The sequence below is a fragment of the Paracoccus sp. MKU1 genome (genome assembly GCF_001447385.1).
Lineage (GTDB): Bacteria > Pseudomonadota > Alphaproteobacteria > Rhodobacterales > Rhodobacteraceae > Paracoccus.
Genome location: NZ_LLWQ01000064.1, coordinates 118,470 through 135,874, shown reverse-complemented (window position 1 = coordinate 135,874; position 17,405 = coordinate 118,470). Strand labels below are relative to the sequence as shown.

The window sequence follows — 17,405 nt, the reverse complement described above, 5'->3', positions numbered from 1 at the left end:
ATATCCGTTTGCTACTGGGACCGCGGAGGCGATCCCGATGGCTGTCGCGGTCCAGCCCGCCGCGTTCAAAGCCCCTGTCCCGGCTTGACGTCCTTCAGCTCCATCGTCTTGGCCGGGTCGCGCCACATCTGCTCCAGCACGTTCTGGCGCTTGACGTCCTTGCGGTGGCGCATGGTCAGCACGATCGCCCCGATCATCGCCACCAGCAGCACCAGCCCGGCAAGCTGGAACATCAGCACATAGCGGTCATACAGCACCATGCCCAGGCCGAAGGTGTTCTCGACCGCGGAATCCACCGGCGCGGCGCGCAGGCTCTCGGCCTGGTCCGAGGGCGTCCAGCCCGAGAAGGCGATGCCCAGCTGCGCCAGCAGCACGACGCCGATCACCAGCGCCAGCGGCAGATAGCGCGCCAACTCGCCCTTCAGCTCGGCGAAATCGACGTCCAGCATCATCACGACGAACAGGAACAACACCGCCACCGCGCCGACATAGACGACGACCAGCAGCATGGCGACGAATTCCGCGCCTTGCAGCACGAACAGGCCGGCCGAAGCCAGAAAGGCCAGGATCAGCCACAGCACCGAATGCACCGGGTTGCGGCCGATCACGACCATGAAGCCCGCGACGCAGGCGCTGATCGCGAACAGGTAGAAAGCGAAGGTCATCATTCCTCGTCCTCCTCGGCATAGACGCTCTGGGCGATCTCGAGCGCCTTCTGCATCGCAGGCAGCCCGCCGAACATGCTCATCTGAAAGATCGTCTCGGCGATCTCGCGTTTGGTGGCGCCGGCCGCCAGCGCCTGACGGATGGTCATGCGCAGCTGCGGCTCGGCCAGCGCGCCCTGAACGGTGATCGCGCCGATGGTGAGAAGCAGGCGCGTCTTGGCGTCCAGCCCCTCGCGGTTGAAGGTCTTGCCGAACCACATTTCCAGCATGTCGGCGGGAATCGTCGGCACCAGCTTTTCCATGGCGCGCATGTCGAAATGCTCAAGCGCCGGGTTGAGGGCGCGCGCCATCTCCTGGCCCGAGGCCATCATCTGCGCGAAAAGCTTGGTGAACGCATCGGTCATCGGTAGGGCGCATCCAGTTGCAGGTTGCGGGCGATCTCGGCCTCCCAACGTTCGCCGTTCGCAAGCAGCTTCTGCTTGTCGTAGAACAGCTCCTCGCGGGTCTCGGTGGCGTATTCGAAGTTCGGCCCCTCGACGATGGCATCGACCGGGCAGGCCTCCTGGCAGAAGCCGCAATAGATGCATTTCGTCATGTCGATGTCGTAGCGTGTGGTGCGGCGGCTGCCGTCCTCGCGCGGTTCGGCGTCGATGGTGATGGCCTGGGCCGGGCAGACCGCCTCGCAGAGCTTGCAGGCGATGCAGCGTTCCTCGCCGTTGGGATAGCGGCGCAACGCATGCTCGCCACGGAAGCGCGGCGACAGCGGGCCCTTCTCATGCGGGTAGTTCAGCGTCGGCTTGGGCGAGACGAAATAGCGCATCCCCAGGCCGAAGCCCTTGATGAAATCCCACATCAGGAAATACTTGGTGGCACGGGCGAAATCGAAGGCCATCAGAACTGCTCCCCTTGCCGCGGCGCCGCGAAACGGTCGAACGCGGCGACATAGTCCCGGATGCGGGCGCTGTCCCGCGCTTGCTCCGCACTGTCCAGATTGTTGGCGAGGAAATGCGCCAGCTCCACCTTGTCGGTCTCACTGGCTTTGGCAAATGCCTCGGCTAGCTTGTTGGAATACATGGCTTATCCTCCGACCGTGAAGCGGGCCCAGAAGCTGCCCAGCACTTCATAGCGCGCCAGGATCGCCACCAGCACCACCCAGCCCAGCGACAGGGGCAGGAACACCTTCCAGCCGATGCGCATCAGCTGGTCGTAGCGGTAGCGCGGCACGATCGCCTTGACCATGGCGAACATGTAGAACCAGAACCACATCTTGATGACCATCCACCACCAGCCGTCGGCGATGAACGGCACCGGCGACAGCCAGCCACCGAAGAACAGCAGCGACAAGAGCGCGCACATCAGATACATGGCGATGTATTCGCCCGCCATGAACAGCAGGTAGGGCGTGGACGAATATTCGGTCATGAAGCCCGCCACCAGTTCGGATTCGGCCTCGACCAGATCGAAGGGCGGGCGGTTGCACTCGGCCAGGGCCGAGACGAAGAACAGCACCACCATCGGCAGATGCGGCAGCCAGAACCAGTTCAGCAGCCCATAGTCGCCGCGCTGCGCCTCGACGATGGCGGTCAGGTTCATCGAGCCGGCCGAGATGATGACGCCGATGATGATGAGGCCCAGCGACACCTCATAGGAGATCATCTGCGCCGCCGAGCGCAGCGAGGCGAGGAACGGGTATTTCGAGTTCGAGGCCCAGCCGCCCATGATGACGCCGTAGACCTCGAGCGAGGAGGCGGCGAAGATGAACAGGATGCCGACATTGATGTTCGCCATCACCCAACCCTCGTCGAAGGGAATGACGACAAAGGCGAACAGCGCCAGCATCATCGACAGGAAGGGCGCCAGGAAATAGACGACCTTGTCGGCGCCGGCCGGGATGACGATTTCCTTGACGACATATTTCAGCGCGTCGGCGAAGGTCTGCAACAGGCCCCAGGGACCGACCACGTTCGGGCCGCGGCGCATCTGCACCGCCGCCCAGATCTTGCGGTCGCCGTAGACCATGAAGATCAGCGAGCCCATGACGAAGGCGATGACCGCCAGACCCTGCAAGAGCAGGCTGAGTGCGAAACCGTAGGGCGAGGCCCAGAATTCAGCCATGATCTTTCGTCCCTCTCATCACGCCGCGGGAATGCCGCGTGCCTTGCATTCCTGCAAGGTCTGTTTCGTTGTCATCACCGTCAGGCCCATCGGTTTTCTCTCGGAAAGCGTGAAGACCGAGCCGACGACCATCTTGCCGTTGCGCTTGTCCCGGAGCGTGCGGATGTGCCGGGCATAGGGCGCCCCTTTCGCATCGGCCCAGCTGGCCAGCGCGCATGTGGCATAGGCGAAGGCGGTGTCGGCGTCCACCCCGCCGCGCAGGTTTGCCGTCACTTCCACCAGGCTGTCGCCCCCCTTGCGCGAACTGGCCAGCGAGGCGACCTGCGCCCCCTGGAAGTCCTGGAGATCGGCCTCGAAGCTGGCCGGCAGGTTCAGCCGCAGCGGGCGGGTGCGGGCCGCGAATTCGGCCAGCGCCCTTTCCTGCGCCGTGGGCTCGCGCTTGCGCACCGGCCCCATGTCCGGCAGCCCGGACAGGTCCAGCTCCAGATTCGCGTTCAGGGCCATCAGATCGGCCTCGGTCACGGCGAAGGCATCGCGGCCCTCGGGACTGTCCAGCGCCATTTCGCTGATCGAACCGTCGGGCTCGAGAATCAGGATCTCGCCCGATTTGGTCGAGATCCGGCCCTTGGTCAGCACCTTCTTGTCCGGCGCACCTGCGTCGCTTTGCAGCACCGCCACGCCCAGCTCGGCCGGCTTGGGCCGCGGGCGCGCATCCTTGGTCGCGCCGCAGCCGGCCAGCAGGGCCAGGGCGCCGATCCCGGTCAGCAGGGCAAGGCGGGACCGCATCTGCATCACTCCGCCGCCAGCGCCGGGGCCTTGCGGGCCGCGGCCATCGCCGAAAGCTCGCCCATCAGCGGCGAGGAGCGCGCGATGGGGTTGGTCAGGTAGAAATCCTTGATCGCATAGCGGAAGCTCGCCTGCCCCAGGTCGAACCGGTCGAGCGGCTGCCATTCGTTCGGCGGCACCTGGTCGATCTGGGCCAGATGCGGCACGGCCTCGACCAGCTTGCGGCGCAGCCCGGCCAGGCTGTCCCAGGGCTGGGTCGCGCCCAGCTCGGCCGAGAGCGCGCGCAGGATCGCCCAGTTCTCCTTGCCCTCGCCCGGCGCGAAATTGGCCCGCACGGCCAGTTGCGGCCGGCCTTCGGTATTCACGAACAGACCGCTTTCCTCGGTATAGCAGGCGCCGGGCAGGATGATGTCGGCGCGATGCGCGCCGCGGTCGCCATGGCTGCCCTGATAGATCACGAAGGGCCCATGGTCGATATCCACCTCGTCCGCGCCGAGATTGTAGATCACCTCGGCGCCCTCGATGGCGGCCAGCAGCCCGCCTTCGGTCACCGCGCCGACATCCATCGCGCCGACGCGCCCGGCGGCAGTGTGCAGCACCAGAAGCTTGCAATCGCCCCGCTCGCAGAGGCGCATGGCATGGGCCAGCACCGCCTCGCCATCCGCCTCGCGCAGCGCGCCCTGGCCGACGATGACGATGCCGGGCGCGCCATCCTTGTTCGACAGATCCTCGTCCGCGAGCTTGGCCAGCGCGGCGCGGTCGTTGCCGAAATGCTGATAGTCATAGGTCAGGTCCACCGCCTCGCCGACCAGCTCGACCTGCGCGCCATGCGCCCAGGCCTTGCGGATGCGGGCGTTCAGCACCGGCGCCTCGTCGCGGGGATTGGTGCCGATCAGCAGGATGCGCCTGGCCTGGTCGATATCCTCGATCCGCGCCGTGCCGACATAGGCCGAACGGTTGCCGATGGGCAGCCGGGCGCCGTCGGTGCGGCATTCGACCTTGCCCCCCAGCCCCTCGATCAGTTGCTTCAGGCTGAAGGCCGCCTCAGTCGGGACCAGATCGCCGACCAGGCCGGCAACCTTCCTGCCCTTCATCGCACGGGCGGCGGCCTCCAGCGCCTCCGGCCAACTGGCCGGGCGCAACCGGCCGTTCTCACGGATATAGGGCCGGTCCAGACGCTGCCGGCGCAGCCCGTCCCAGACGAAGCGGGTCTTGTCGGAAATCCATTCCTCGTTCACGCCGTCATGGTTGCGCGGCAGGATGCGCATGACCTCGCGGCCCTTGGTGTCGACGCGGATGTTCGACCCCAGCGCATCCATCACGTCGATGGATTCGGTCTTGGTCAGCTCCCAAGGCCGGGCGGTGAAGGCATAGGGCTTGCTGACCAGCGCGCCGACCGGGCAGAGGTCGATGATGTTGCCCTGCATGTTCGATTCCAGCGTCTGGTTCAGATAGCTGGTGATCTCGCTGTCCTCGCCGCGGCCGGTCTGGCCCATCTGGGTGATGCCCGCCACCTCGGTGGTGAAGCGCACGCAGCGGGTGCAGGAGATGCAGCGGGTCATATGCGTCTCGACCAGCGGGCCGAGGTTCAGGTCCTCCGAAGCACGCTTCGGCTCGCGATAGCGGCTGAAATCGACGCCATAGGCCATGGCCTGGTCTTGCAGGTCGCATTCGCCGCCCTGGTCGCAGATCGGGCAATCGAGCGGGTGGTTGATGAGCAGGAACTCCATCACCCCCTCGCGGGCTTTCTTGACCATGGGCGAGTTGGTGCGGATCTCGGAGGGCGCGCCGTCCGGGCCGGGGCGCAGGTCCTTGACCTGCATGGCGCAGGAGGCGGCGGGCTTGGGCGGGCCACCCACCACCTCGACCAGGCACATGCGGCAGTTGCCGGCGATCGACAGCCGCTCGTGATAGCAGAAACGCGGCACCTCGACCCCGGCCAGTTCGCAGGCCTGGATCAGCGTCATGTTGGGATCGACCTCGATAATCCTGTCGTCGATCTTGATCTTGCGAAGATCTGCCATCTTGTCTTCCCTTATCCCGCGCGACGAAGCCGGTTGCCGGCACGATTTCCGGCAGGGTCCGCGCGATGTAAATGCTGGCCGAAGGCTGGCCCGGTTTTCTCTGTCGCCGCTATGGCTGCCCGATCCGTCGTCATGCCCGCCGCTCCGCGACGGATTGCGGCACGAGCCCGGGCGGCAGCCGGAGTTGCTCGCCCGAGCGCAGCGCAGTGGACGTCGCATCGCGCCGAGCGTCGAAGGCGGCCACGACCGGGCCGGCCGCATCGCCCTGCCCGCCGTCCGGCGCCGGCATCGAGAGCGCCGCCGGGTCCGAGGCCGGGTCCGCAAAGGCGTCCGCCGCGATCATCGAGGCGGCGGCGGCGGCCATCAGTCCCAGCCCGATCCAGTTCAGCCATTTCCTCATCTCGCCACCAACAAGCTGCCAATGACCGTATTCTTCTGGATCTCCTGCCGGCCAATGCGGCAAAAGCTCTCGGGGTCTTCCGCCTTGGCGCCCTGCCGGGTCAGATAGTCCTCGGCCACGGCATAGATGCGCGCCTTGTCTTCCTTGCTGTCGAGAAAGGCGTCGATCTCGGTCCGCGAATAGCCCTTCTGCTCGGCATAGCGCTTGAGCTTGCGCGCCTCGCCATAGGCATAGAGGATGCGGCCGTCGATGCTGGCGCAGGTGCGGCGGATGCGGTCGGCGATGCGCGCCGCGATCAGCCGGTCGTTGATGTATTTCTCCTGGCTCAGCGGCTCCAGCGCGGCGGCGGGTGTCGCCAGCGCCGCAGCGATCAGCGCGGCAGGAATGAGCTTCTTCATGGCAATAGCCTCCTTGTCATGGCCTCCAGCCAAAACATGAGGCCGCCGCGACGGTTCGGCACCTTGGGGTGAACGCGGCGTGATCGCGCCCGCCGCCTGCATGGCAGCCGACCCGCGCACGCGCCGCCCTTCCCCCAGGGGGGTCGGCTGCGCCAGGCTGTGCGGGGTCGGGGTCATGCGATTACTCCGCCGCCATCGCGCCCATGCGCCCGGTGCGCTTGGCCTTGATGCGGTCCTCGATCTCCTCGCGGAAGTTGCGGATCAGGCCCTGGATCGGCCAGGCGGCCGCATCGCCGAGCGCGCAGATGGTATGGCCCTCGACCTGCTTGGTCACGTCGAACAGCATGTCGATCTCCTCGACCTCGGCATCGCCGCGCACCAGCCGCTCCATCACCCGCATCATCCAGCCGGTGCCCTCGCGGCAGGGGGTGCACTGGCCGCAGCTTTCGTGCTTGAAGAATTTCGACAGCCGCCAGATCGCCTTCACCACGTCGGTGGACTGGTCCATGACGATCATGCAGGCGGTACCGAAGCTGGATTTCAGCTCGCGCATGCCGTCGTAATCCATGATGGCGTTCTCGCACATCTCGGCGGTCAGCACCGGGCAGGAGGCGCCGCCGGGGATCACCGCCTTGAGGTTCTTCCAGCCGCCGCGGATGCCGCCGCCATGCTTTTCGATCAGCTCGCGCATGGGGATCGACATGGCCTCCTCGACCACGCAAGGGGTGTTGACGTGGCCGGTCAGGCCATAGAGCTTGACGCCGGCGTTGTTCGGGCGGCCGAAGCCGGCGAACCATTCCGCGCCGCGGCGCAGGATGGTCGGCACCACGGCGATCGATTCGACGTTGTTCACTGTGGTCGGGCAGCCATAGAGGCCCGCGCCCGCCGGGAAGGGCGGCTTCATGCGCGGCATGCCCTTCTTGCCTTCCAGCGATTCCAGCAGCGCGGTTTCCTCGCCGCAGATATAGGCGCCGGCACCGTGATGCAGGTAGAGGTCGAAATCCCAGCCCGAACCGGCGGCGTTGCGGCCCAGAAGCCCGGCGTCATAGCATTCGTCGATGGCGGCTTGCAGCGCCTCGCGCTCGCGGATGAACTCGCCGCGGATGTAGATATAGGCGGCATGGGCGCCCATGGCGAAGCTGGCGATCAGCGCGCCCTCGATCAGCGTGTGCGGATCGTGGCGCATGATCTCGCGGTCCTTGCAGGTCGCGGGCTCGGATTCGTCGGCGTTGATGACCAGGTAGGAGGGGCGGCCGTCCGATTCCTTGGGCATGAAGGACCATTTCATCCCGGTCGGGAAACCGGCGCCGCCGCGGCCGCGCAGGCCCGAGGCCTTCATCTCGTCGATGATCTTGTCGCGCCCGCGCTGGATGATCGCGGCGGTGCCGTCCCAATGGCCGCGCTTTCTCGCGCCGGCCAGGCTGCGGTCGCCCATGCCGTAGAGGTTCGTAAAGATCCGGTCCTGATCGTTCAGCATCGTCTTATCCTTGTCCCTGCGAGGACGCCTTGCGCCGCCGCCAGATCCGAAAGGTCACCAAAAGCGACCAGATCAAGGCCCCAATCGCCGCCAGATCGGCGAGAAAGGCGTATTTCGCGGGCCAGTCCTGCTGGCCCCCCAGCCATTGCACCCCAAGCCACAGCGCCATGGTCACGGCGATCACCACCGCCACCAGCCGCATCTGCCGGGCGTCCGCCGCAGCGGCCCGATCCGCCTGCGACGCCCGATGTCCTGTCTGGCGGGCCATCAGCCGGCCTCGCCCTTGTCGATGCGGCGCGAATGGCTGGTCTCGCCGCCCGCCGCCAGAAGCTTCGCCTGACCGACCCAGTCGTCGGCCTCGATCCGCCCGCCCATCCGGCCCAGCCGTTGCGCGAAATCGGCGACGGTGGCCGCGTCCCAAGCGGCGATCTGGTCATAGCGGGTCACGCCCTGCGCGTTCAGCCAATCCGAGATCTTCGGGCCGATGCCCTTGATCCGCTTCAGATCGTCGGCCTGCGGCACGGCCCTGGCCAGCGCCGCAGGCTTGGCCTCGGGCCGCGGTTCGGGCGACGGAGACGGCGACGGCGCGGGCATCGCCCCGGCCACGATGGGCGTCTGCGAGCTCGAGCCCTTCACCCCGGGCTCCAGCGCGCCGCTGACCAGCAGCGTCTCGGGCTGCCCCCCCATCGCGGCCCGCTGCCAGTCGGTGCCGGTCAGGCCGGCCCCATCCTCGAACAGCTCGGGCCGCTCGTGGCAGACCAGCCAGATCAGCAGCGCCCCGAACAGCGCGAATGTCACGCCCCCCAGGAACAGCCCGGCCAGCCAGTGCATATCGCCGATGCCGGCAGTGAACAGCAGCACCACCACCCCGGCGATTGCCGCCGAGATCCAGCAGTTCCTGTTGCACTCCGCCCGTCCCATCGTGATCCGACCGCTCCCGTCCGTAACGATTAGGCGCCGTTCTGCGCCGCAAGCCAAGGCGTGGTGACCGGCACCTCGGTGCCGTCGATGCGCTTGATCGTATCGCCCAACAGCACCGCCCGGGCGACGCTGGCGTTATAGGTATCGCCGCCCTTAAGATCGGCCAGGGCCACCGGCCCGCCCAGCGGTTCGGCCGAGAACCGGCCGTTCTGCGGGCCCGGCACCGGCACCTCGCCGGCAGCGAAGCGGTCGAGCAGCGCCGACAGCTTCTCGGCCGTCAGGTCCTCGTAGAAATCCTTGCCGATCTGGGCCATGGGCGCGTTGGTGCAGGCGCCCAGGCACTCGACCTCTTCCCAGGAGAACCGGCCGTCCGCCGACAGCGCATGCGGCTCGGGCGCGATCTTTTCCTTGCAGACCCGGATCAGGTCCTCGGCGCCGCAGATCATGCAGGTCGTGGTGCCGCAGATCTGGATATGCGCGACCGAACCGACCGGCTGGAGCTGGAACATGAAATAGAAGGTCGCGACCTCGAGCGCCCGGATATAGGGCATCCCGAGCAGGTCGGCGCAATATTCGATGGCCGGGCGGCTCAGCCAGCCCTCCTGCTCCTGCGCGCGCCACAGCACCGGGATGATCGCCGATTGCTGGCGGCCTTCCGGGTATTTGGTCATCTGGGCGCGGGCCCATTCCAGGTTGGCGGGCGTGAACTCGAAGGAGTCCGGCTGGATGGGGGACAGACGGCGCAGCATCAGCGGTCAACCTCTCCGAAAACGATGTCGAGCGTGGCGATGATCGCCGGGACGTCGGCCAGCATATGGCCGCGCGACATCCAGTCGATCGACTGGAGATGCGCAAAACCGGGCGCGCGCAGCTTGGCGCGCCAGGGCTTGTTGGTGCCGTCGGCGACCAGATAGACGCCGAACTCGCCCTTGGGCGCCTCGACGGCGGCATAGACCTCGCCTGCCGGGACCCGGAAGCCCTCGGTGTAAAGCTTGAAGTGATGGATCAGGGCTTCCATGTCGCGCTTCATCTCGGCGCGCCTGGGCGGGGTCAGCTTGCCGCGGGCCAGAACGTCGCCCGCCGGCTCGGCGCGCAGCTTGCGGACCGCCTGCTGCATGATCTTGCAGGATTCGCGCATCTCGGCCATGCGGCACAGATAGCGGTCATAGCAGTCGCCGTTCCTGCCCACCGGGATCTGGAAGTCGAACTCGTCATAGCATTCATAGGGCTGCGCCCGCCGCAGATCCCAAGCCAGGCCCGAGCCGCGCACCATGACGCCGCTATAGCCCCAGTCCAGCGCGTCCTCCTCGGTGACGATGCCGATATCGACCAGGCGCTGCTTGAAGATGCGGTTTTCCGTCAGCAGCGTGTCGAGGTCGTCGACCAGCTTCGGGAAGCGTTCGCACCATTCCTCGATGTCGTCCAGAAGATCGGGCGGCAGGTCCTGATGCACCCCGCCGGGGCGGAAATAGGCGGCGTGCAGCCGTGCCCCGCAGGCGCGTTCGTAGAAGATCATCAGCTCTTCGCGCGCCTCGAAGCCCCAGAGCGGCGGGGTCAGCGCGCCGACGTCCATGGCGCCGGTGGTGATGCCCATCAGGTGGTTCAGGATGCGGCCGATTTCCGAGTAAAGCACCCGGATCAGGCTGGCCCGGCGCGGGACCGTGGTGCCGGTCAGCCGCTCGATCGCCAGGCACCAGGCATGTTCCTGGTTCATCGGCGCCACATAGTCGAGCCGGTCAAGGTAGGGCAGGTTCTGGAGATAGGTGCGACTCTCCATCAGCTTCTCGGTGCCGCGATGCAGCAGGCCGATATGCGGGTCGGCGCGCTCGACGATCTCGCCGTCCAGCTCCAGCACCATGCGCAGCACGCCATGGGCGGCCGGGTGCTGCGGGCCGAAGTTGATGTTGAAGTTGCGGATGCTCTGCTCGCCGGTCAGGGCGTCCATCGAGCCGTCGTCATAGCTGTTCTTGCGGATGTCGCCGTCCATGGTCAGCCCTCAAATCCGATGCGTGGCGCGCAGGCAGGCTGCGCGGCTGCGGTCACTTCTTCGCCTCCGGCGCCTTCTCGTCGCCCGGAAGCACGTATTTCGCGCCCTCCCACGGGGACAGGAAGTCGAACTGGCGGTATTCCTGAACCAGGTTCACCGGCTCGTAGACCACGCGCTTCTCGATGTCGCTCCAGCGCACCTCGACATAGCCGGTGGTCGGGAAATCCTTGCGCAGCGGATGGCCGCGGAAGCCATAGTCGGTCAGGATGCGGCGCAGGTCGGCATGGCCCGAGAACAGGATGCCGAACAGATCGAAGACCTCGCGCTCGTACCAGTTGGCCCCCGGAAAGACGCCGGTCAGGCTGGGCACCAGCTCGTCCTCGCGCACCTGGACCTTCACCCGGATGCGCTGGTTTTGATACATCGACAGCAGGTGATAGACCACGTCGAAACGCGCCGGCCGCGCCGGGTTGTCCACCGCCGTGATATCGATCAGCGTGGAAAAGCGGCAGTTCGGATCGTTGCGCAGGAATTCGATCAGGCCGATCACGCCCGACAATGTGGCATGCACCGTCAGCTCGCCGAAGGCGACCTGGGTCGAGATCACGTCGTTCTCGCGGCGGAGCGCGATATGCTCGGCCAGTTCCAGCAGGGCTTCGTCAGAGAGGGCTTCGGACATGGCTCACCTCACCAGCGTGCCGGTGCGCCGGATGCGGCGCTGGAGTTGCAGGATGCCGTAGAGCAGCGCCTCGGCGGTCGGCGGGCAGCCCGGGACATAGATGTCCACCGGCACGATGCGGTCGCAGCCGCGCACCACCGAATAGGAATAATGATAGTAGCCGCCGCCATTGGCGCAGCTGCCCATGCTGATCACATAGCGCGGCTCGGGCATCTGGTCATAGACCTTGCGCAGCGCCGGCGCCATCTTGTTGGTCAGGGTGCCAGCGACGATCATCAGGTCCGACTGGCGCGGGCTGGCGCGCGGCGCGGTGCCGAAGCGCTCCAGGTCATAGCGCGGCATCGAGGTCTGCATCATCTCGACCGCGCAGCAGGCCAGGCCGAAGGTCATCCAGTGCAGCGAGCCGTTGCGCGCCCAGTTGATGATGTCCTCGGTGGTGGTCAGCAGGAAGCCCTTGTCCTGCAACTCGCGATTCAGCTCGGCCGTGGCGACCTCGCGGTCGACGCCGGCGGTATTCAATCCGGTCATCACGCCCATTCCAGCGCCCCTTTCTTCCATTCATAGGCGAAGCCCACGGTCAGAACGGCCAGGAACACCATCATACCCCAGAAAGCCACGTCCGACAGGCTGCCAAAGCTCACCGCCCAGGGGAACAGGAAGGCCACTTCGAGGTCGAAGATGATGAACAGGATCGACACCAGATAGAAGCGCACGTCGAACTTCATCCGCGCATCGTCGAAGGCGTTGAAGCCGCATTCATAGGCGCTGACCTTTTCCGGGTCCGGGTTGCGCACGGCGATGACCGCGGCCGCCAGAATCAGCACGATGGCCAGGGCCGAGGCCATTCCCAGAAAGACCAGGATCGGCAGGTATTCTTGCAGCAGGTATTCCACTGGGTTGGGCTCCCTTTCGCTCGCAGGAACCCGACTGGCGCCCCGCGATGGGTTTGGCTAAGGTCCGTTTATCCCCGGTCGCGGATATGGTCAACGGTGGGACCCAGCGTCACCCCGGCTTTGCAGCCCGTGCAGAGCAGCAGAACCACAGGGCCCGGCGCCGGATTTTCAAGGTATTTTACTCAGCCTTCCCGGCCGATGCGGCCCAGATGCGTGTCGCGAAAGCCCGAGGGCAGTTTCAGCCCGTAACCCAGCGCCCGGTCGAAGCCGACATGCGCCAGCCACAGCCCGCCGCCGGCGATCAGCCCGGTCGAACCCAACGCCACGCCCAACACCATGAGCAGGAAGGCCGGGGCATAGAGGTGGCCCAGGTTGTAAAGCGCCGCGCCGAGGCGCGGCCCGGCCAGATAGCCCGCCATGGTCAAGTCCGGCGCCAGCAGAATCGCCAGCCAGGCCGGTGCGCCCCAGCCCGGCGCCGCCAGGGCGGCCACCAGCAATCCGCCAAGCGCCAGCCCGGCGCCTTCGGCCCGCTGCCAGGGCACGGCGCTCATTCCGCGGCGCGGCTGCGCGCCGCCGCGAGCATCGGCGCCAGATAGCGGCCGGTGTGGCTTTCCGGCACCTTCGCCACCTGCTCGGGCGTGCCGGTGGCGACGATGCGGCCGCCACCGTCGCCGCCCTCGGGGCCGATGTCGATGATCCAGTCGGCGGTCTTGATGACGTCCAGGTTGTGCTCGATCACCACCACCGTATTGCCCTGATCGACCAGGGAATGCAGCACTTCCAAGAGCTTGCGCACATCCTCGAAATGCAGGCCCGTGGTCGGTTCGTCCAGGATATACAGCGTCTTGCCGGTGGCGCGGCGCGACAGTTCCTTGGACAGCTTGACCCGCTGCGCCTCGCCGCCCGACAGCGTCGTGGCCTGCTGGCCGACCTTGATATAGCCCAGGCCCACCTCGACCAGCGCGTCCATCTTTTCGCGGATCGAGGGCACGGCCTTGAAAAACTCCTGCGCGTCCTCGACCGTCATGTCCAGCACATCGGCGATGGACTTGCCCTTGAAGGTCACCTCCAGCGTCTCGCGGTTGTAGCGTTTGCCCTTGCAGGTCTCGCAGGTGACATAGACGTCGGGCAGGAAATGCATCTCGATCTTGATGACGCCGTCGCCCTGGCAGGCCTCGCAGCGGCCGCCCTTGACGTTGAAGCTGAAGCGGCCGGGCTTGTAGCCGCGCGCCTTGGCCTCGGGCAGGCCGGCGAACCAGTCGCGGATCGGGGTGAAAGCGCCGGTATAGGTCGCCGGGTTGCTGCGCGGCGTGCGGCCGATGGGGCGCTGGTCGATGTCGATCACCTTGTCGAGCAGCTCGAGTCCCTTGATCGTCTCGCATGGGGCCGGGGTCTGGCGTGCGCCATTAAGCCGCAGGCTGGCGGTTTTGAACAGCGTCTCGATGGTCAGGGTGGACTTGCCGCCGCCCGAGACGCCGGTGACGCAGACGAACCTGCCCAGCGGGAACTCGGCCGTGACGTTCTTGAGATTGTTGCCGGTGGCACCGACCACCTTGACCGCCTTGCCATTGCCCTTGCGCCGCTCGTCGGGGACCGGAATCTCGCGCGTGCCGGACAGGTATTGCCCGGTCAGGCTGCAAGGATCGGCGGCGATTTCGGCCGGCGTGCCTTGGGCGACGATCTGGCCGCCATGCACCCCCGCCCCCGGGCCGATGTCGAAAACGTAATCGGCATGGCGAATCGCATCCTCGTCATGTTCGACCACCAGCACGGAATTGCCCTGGTCGCGCAGCCCCTTGAGCGTCGAGAGCAAGCGGTCGTTGTCGCGCTGGTGCAGCCCGATCGAGGGCTCGTCCAGCACGTAGAGCACGCCGGTCAGCCCCGAGCCGATCTGGCTGGCCAGCCGGATGCGCTGGCTTTCGCCGCCCGAAAGCGTTCCCGCCGCGCGGGACAGCGTCAGGTAGTCCAGCCCGACATTGACCAGGAAACCCAGCCTTTCGCGGATTTCCTTGAGGATGGCGGCGGCGATCTCGTTCTTCTGCTTGGTCAGGTGCCTGGGCGCCGCCTCGACCCAGGCCAGCGCCTCGCGGATCGACAGTTCGGTGACATTGCCGATATGGCTGCCGGCGATCCTGACCGCCAGCGCCTCGGGCTTCAGCCGATAGCCGTTGCAGGCGCCGCAGGGGCGGTTGTTCTGGTATTTCTCGAATTCCTCGCGCACCCAGGCCGAGTCGCTTTCGCGCAGCCGCCGCTCCATGTTCGGGATCACCCCCTCGAACTGACGGGTGACCTCATAGACGCGGCCGGCATCGTCGAAGCGGAACGGGATCTCGTCCTTGCCCGAACCGCGCAGGAACATCTCGCGCACCGCTTCTGGCAGGTCCTTCCATGGCGTCTTCTTGTCGAAGCCGTAGAACTTGGCCAGCGCGTTGACGGTCTGGGTCAGATAGGCCGATTTCGACTTGGCCCAGGGCGCGATGGCCCCCTGCGCCACCGACAGCGCCGAATCGGGCACCACGAGGCGGTCGTCGAAGAACAGCTCGACCCCCAGCCCGTCGCAGACCGGGCAGGCACCGAAGGGCGCGTTGAAGGAAAACAGCCGCGGCTCGATCTCGGGGATGGTGAAGCCGCTGACCGGGCAGGCGAAATTCTCGCTGAAGGTGATACGCTCGGGCTCGCCTTCGGAGGGCGCAGTTTCCAGCACGGCGATGCCGTCTGCCAGGTCCAGCGCGGTGCGGAAACTGTCGGCGAGCCGCGTCTCCATGCCCTCGCGCACGACGATGCGGTCCACCACCACGTCGATATTGTGGCGGAATTTCTTGTCGAGGGTCGGCGGCTCGTCCAGTTCGTAGAACTGGCCGTTGACCTTGACGCGTTGGAAGCCCTGCTTGCGCAGCTCCAGGAATTCCTTCTTGTACTCGCCCTTGCGGTCGCGGACGATGGGCGCCAGCAGATAGGCGCGCGTGCCCTCGGGCAATTCCATCACCCGGTCCACCATGTCCTGCACCTGCTGCGCCTCGATGGGCAGGCCGGTCGCCGGCGAATAGGGCGTGCCGGCCCGGGCAAAGAGCAGCCGCAGGTAGTCGTAGATCTCGGTCACCGTGCCGACGGTCGAGCGCGGGTTCTTCGAGGTGGTCTTCTGCTCGATGGAAATCGCCGGCGACAGGCCCGAGATATGGTCGACATCCGGCTTGCCCATCATGTCGAGGAACTGTCGGGCATAGGCCGACAGGCTTTCGACATAGCGCCTCTGCCCCTCGGCATAGATGGTGTCGAAGGCCAGCGAGGACTTGCCCGAGCCCGACAGGCCGGTGATGACCACCAGCTTGTCGCGGGGAATGTCCATGTCCACGTTCTTCAGATTGTGCTCGCGCGCGCCGCGAACCTCGATGAACTTCTGTTCCATCGCGCCAGTCCTGATTCCGCCAAGCGCATGAGATAGGCATCCGCGCCGAAATGGCAACCTCAAACAGAACAACTCGGGAACATTTCCGCTTGCAGCGCCGTTCCCCCTGCCCCACCATGCGGCTGAGTCGCGAAAAGGAGGCACCCGATGACCCGACAGCATTACAAGGGCAGCTGCCAATGCGGCAGCGTCGCCTATGAGGTGGATGCCGATCTGGACCAGACCTTCACCTGCAACTGCTCGCGCTGCCAGCGGCTGGGCTTTGTGCTGGCCTTCGTGCCGCGGGCGGATTTCCACCTGACCAGCGACGGGCCGGTGACGGAATACCTGTTCAACCGCAAGCAGATCCACCACCGCTTCTGCCCGACCTGCGGCGTGGAATCCTATGCTTTCGGCAAGGGACCGGACGGGACCGAGATGGTGGCGGTGAACGTGAACTGCCTGGAAGGAATCAATCCGCGCGAACTGGCCAGCCAGGCGGTGGACGGCGCCAGCTACTAGCCGCCGGTATGGCTCATGAAGCGGCTGACCTGCCCCGAGACCTGCCGGCGGGAATAGTCGAAGTCATGGCCCTTGGGCTTGCGGGTAATGGCCTCGCGGATGGCATCGCGCAGCGGCGCGTCGTCCCGGCTGGCGCGCAGCGGCGCGCGCAGGTCGGCGCGGTCCTCCTGCCCCAGGCACATGAACAGCTCGCCCGTGCAGGTGATGCGGACCCGGTTGCAGCTTTCGCAGAAATTATGCGTGAGCGGGGTGATGAAGCCGATCTTCTGCCCGGTCTCCTCAAGGCGGACATAGCGTGCCGGCCCGCCGGTGCGCTCGGCCAGCGGCGTCAGGGTAAAGCGTTCCGCAAGCCGCGTGCGCAGGTCGGACAGCGCCCAATACTGGTCCAGCCGCTGCTCCTCGCCCATCTCGCCCATGGGCATGACCTCGATGAAGGTCAGGTCGTGGTCGTTCGCCGCGCACCAGTCGGTCAGGCGGAACAGCTCGTCCTCGTTGAAGCCCTTCAGCGCGACGGTGTTGATCTTGACCCGCATGCCGGCGGCTTTCGCGGCCTCGATCCCCTGCAAGACCTGCGGCAATCTGCCCCAGCGGGTGATCTGCGCGAAACGCTGCTCGTCCAGGGTATCCAGCGAGATATTGACCCGCCGCACGCCGCAATCGGCCAGTTCATCCGCGAATCGCGCCAGCTGGCTGCCATTGGTGGTCAGCGTCAGTTCGTCGAGCCCTGCACCCAGATGGCGCGACATGGCGCGGAAGAATTCCATGATGTTGCGCCGCACCAGCGGCTCGCCGCCGGTGATCCGCAGCTTGCGCACGCCAAGGCCGACAAAGGCGGAACACAGCCGGTCCAGCTCCTCCAGCGTCAGCAGGTCGCGCTTGGGCAGGAACTGCATATGTTCGGCCATGCAATAGGTGCAGCGGAAATCGCAACGATCCGTCACCGACACCCGAAGGTAGGTGATCGGTCTGGCAAAAGGGTCAATCAGCGGGGCCTGCGCGTCCATGACGCCAAGATAGGCATGACCCGGCATCGGCACAAGCCAGCCGATCCGTTGATAGTCTCGTAACCAAGAATGGAAGCGCCGGTGGACAGAGGGGCCTGCCCGAGTCTAGCCTCGCCCCACCAGAAAGACGATCACAAGGACACGGGAAT

The 17,405-nt window shown here is 66.2% G+C and carries 21 protein-coding genes; 1 reads left to right on the top strand and 20 read right to left on the bottom strand.

Translation table 11 applies throughout. The features are described 5' to 3' along the window. Nucleotides 1-65: 65 nt before the first annotated feature. From AQY21_RS04290 to uvrA, 19 genes are all read right to left on the bottom strand, one after another. Entirely contained in the window at nt 66-668 is a 603-nt protein-coding gene (locus AQY21_RS04290; RefSeq protein ID WP_058096555.1) for an NADH-quinone oxidoreductase subunit J, read from the bottom strand. Next, the gene (locus tag AQY21_RS04285) at nt 665-1,069 is read right to left on the bottom strand and encodes a carboxymuconolactone decarboxylase family protein (RefSeq protein WP_058096554.1); all 405 of its coding nucleotides are present in this window, start codon (nt 1,067-1,069) and stop codon (nt 665-667) included. The genes AQY21_RS04290 and AQY21_RS04285 overlap by 4 nt, the downstream gene beginning before the upstream one ends. Next, nucleotides 1,066-1,557: an NADH-quinone oxidoreductase subunit NuoI gene (gene nuoI, locus AQY21_RS04280; RefSeq protein WP_011748524.1), complete on the bottom strand. Its 492-nt coding sequence runs from the start codon at nt 1,555-1,557 to the stop codon at nt 1,066-1,068. Before nuoI ends, AQY21_RS04285 begins: the two co-directional genes overlap by 4 nt. Continuing rightward, nucleotides 1,557-1,739: a hypothetical protein gene (locus AQY21_RS04275; protein ID WP_058096553.1), complete on the bottom strand. Its 183-nt coding sequence runs from the start codon at nt 1,737-1,739 to the stop codon at nt 1,557-1,559. The genes nuoI and AQY21_RS04275 overlap by 1 nt, the downstream gene beginning before the upstream one ends. Before the next feature lie 3 nt (nt 1,740-1,742). After that, the gene (gene nuoH, locus AQY21_RS04270) at nt 1,743-2,780 is read right to left on the bottom strand and encodes an NADH-quinone oxidoreductase subunit NuoH (RefSeq protein ID WP_058096552.1); all 1,038 of its coding nucleotides are present in this window, start codon (nt 2,778-2,780) and stop codon (nt 1,743-1,745) included. An 18-nt stretch (nt 2,781-2,798) separates the two neighbouring features. Next, the gene (locus AQY21_RS04265) at nt 2,799-3,566 is read right to left on the bottom strand and encodes a hypothetical protein (protein WP_058096635.1); all 768 of its coding nucleotides are present in this window, start codon (nt 3,564-3,566) and stop codon (nt 2,799-2,801) included. A 5-nt stretch (nt 3,567-3,571) separates the two neighbouring features. Beyond that, nucleotides 3,572-5,590 carry an NADH-quinone oxidoreductase subunit NuoG gene (gene nuoG / locus AQY21_RS04260; RefSeq protein WP_058096551.1) on the bottom strand — a complete coding sequence of 673 codons (2,019 nt, stop codon included), beginning with the start codon at nt 5,588-5,590 and terminating at the stop codon, nt 3,572-3,574. A 130-nt stretch (nt 5,591-5,720) separates the two neighbouring features. Then, entirely contained in the window at nt 5,721-5,990 is a 270-nt protein-coding gene (locus tag AQY21_RS29150) for a hypothetical protein (RefSeq protein ID WP_058096550.1), read from the bottom strand. Then, complete coding sequence (locus AQY21_RS04250; protein ID WP_058096549.1) at nt 5,987-6,388, bottom strand: DUF5333 domain-containing protein; 402 nt, start codon at nt 6,386-6,388, stop codon at nt 5,987-5,989. The genes AQY21_RS29150 and AQY21_RS04250 overlap by 4 nt, the downstream gene beginning before the upstream one ends. 181 nt (nt 6,389-6,569) lie before the next feature. Continuing rightward, nucleotides 6,570-7,865: an NADH-quinone oxidoreductase subunit NuoF gene (gene nuoF, locus AQY21_RS04245; RefSeq protein ID WP_058096548.1), complete on the bottom strand. Its 1,296-nt coding sequence runs from the start codon at nt 7,863-7,865 to the stop codon at nt 6,570-6,572. A 4-nt stretch (nt 7,866-7,869) separates the two neighbouring features. Then, a complete protein-coding gene (locus AQY21_RS04240; protein ID WP_058096547.1) occupies nt 7,870-8,133 on the bottom strand; it encodes a DUF5337 domain-containing protein in 264 nt (87 codons plus the stop codon). Then, the gene (locus AQY21_RS04235; RefSeq protein ID WP_058096546.1) at nt 8,133-8,786 is read right to left on the bottom strand and encodes a hypothetical protein; all 654 of its coding nucleotides are present in this window, start codon (nt 8,784-8,786) and stop codon (nt 8,133-8,135) included. The genes AQY21_RS04240 and AQY21_RS04235 overlap by 1 nt, the downstream gene beginning before the upstream one ends. Nucleotides 8,787-8,815: 29 nt before the next feature. Then, nucleotides 8,816-9,535, bottom strand: a complete 720-nt coding sequence (gene nuoE, locus AQY21_RS04230; protein ID WP_058096545.1) for an NADH-quinone oxidoreductase subunit NuoE — start codon at nt 9,533-9,535, stop codon at nt 8,816-8,818. Then, on the bottom strand, nt 9,535-10,773 hold the full coding sequence (locus tag AQY21_RS04225) for an NADH-quinone oxidoreductase subunit D (RefSeq protein ID WP_058096544.1): 1,239 nt from the start codon (nt 10,771-10,773) through the stop codon (nt 9,535-9,537). The genes nuoE and AQY21_RS04225 overlap by 1 nt, the downstream gene beginning before the upstream one ends. 52 nt (nt 10,774-10,825) lie before the next feature. Further along, entirely contained in the window at nt 10,826-11,452 is a 627-nt protein-coding gene (locus AQY21_RS04220; protein WP_058096543.1) for an NADH-quinone oxidoreductase subunit C, read from the bottom strand. A 3-nt stretch (nt 11,453-11,455) separates the two neighbouring features. After that, nucleotides 11,456-11,989 (bottom strand): NADH-quinone oxidoreductase subunit B family protein, encoded by a 534-nt coding sequence (locus AQY21_RS04215; RefSeq protein ID WP_058096542.1) that lies wholly within the window; start codon nt 11,987-11,989, stop codon nt 11,456-11,458. Continuing rightward, complete coding sequence (locus AQY21_RS04210; protein ID WP_028711929.1) at nt 11,980-12,345, bottom strand: NADH-quinone oxidoreductase subunit A; 366 nt, start codon at nt 12,343-12,345, stop codon at nt 11,980-11,982. Before AQY21_RS04210 ends, AQY21_RS04215 begins: the two co-directional genes overlap by 10 nt. A 182-nt stretch (nt 12,346-12,527) precedes the next feature. Then, nucleotides 12,528-12,896: a DUF4260 domain-containing protein gene (locus tag AQY21_RS04205; protein WP_058096541.1), complete on the bottom strand. Its 369-nt coding sequence runs from the start codon at nt 12,894-12,896 to the stop codon at nt 12,528-12,530. Then, on the bottom strand, nt 12,893-15,751 hold the full coding sequence (uvrA, locus tag AQY21_RS04200) for an excinuclease ABC subunit UvrA (RefSeq protein ID WP_058096540.1): 2,859 nt from the start codon (nt 15,749-15,751) through the stop codon (nt 12,893-12,895). Before uvrA ends, AQY21_RS04205 begins: the two co-directional genes overlap by 4 nt. A gap of 147 nt (nt 15,752-15,898) precedes the next feature. Between uvrA and AQY21_RS04195 the strand changes: the two genes are divergently transcribed. Further along, on the top strand, nt 15,899-16,252 hold the full coding sequence (locus tag AQY21_RS04195) for a GFA family protein (protein WP_058096539.1): 354 nt from the start codon (nt 15,899-15,901) through the stop codon (nt 16,250-16,252). Here the strand turns inward: AQY21_RS04195 and moaA are convergent. Further along, nucleotides 16,249-17,283: a GTP 3',8-cyclase MoaA gene (gene moaA, locus AQY21_RS04190; protein ID WP_203416376.1), complete on the bottom strand. Its 1,035-nt coding sequence runs from the start codon at nt 17,281-17,283 to the stop codon at nt 16,249-16,251. The genes AQY21_RS04195 and moaA overlap by 4 nt on opposite strands. Nucleotides 17,284-17,405 lie beyond the last annotated feature (122 nt).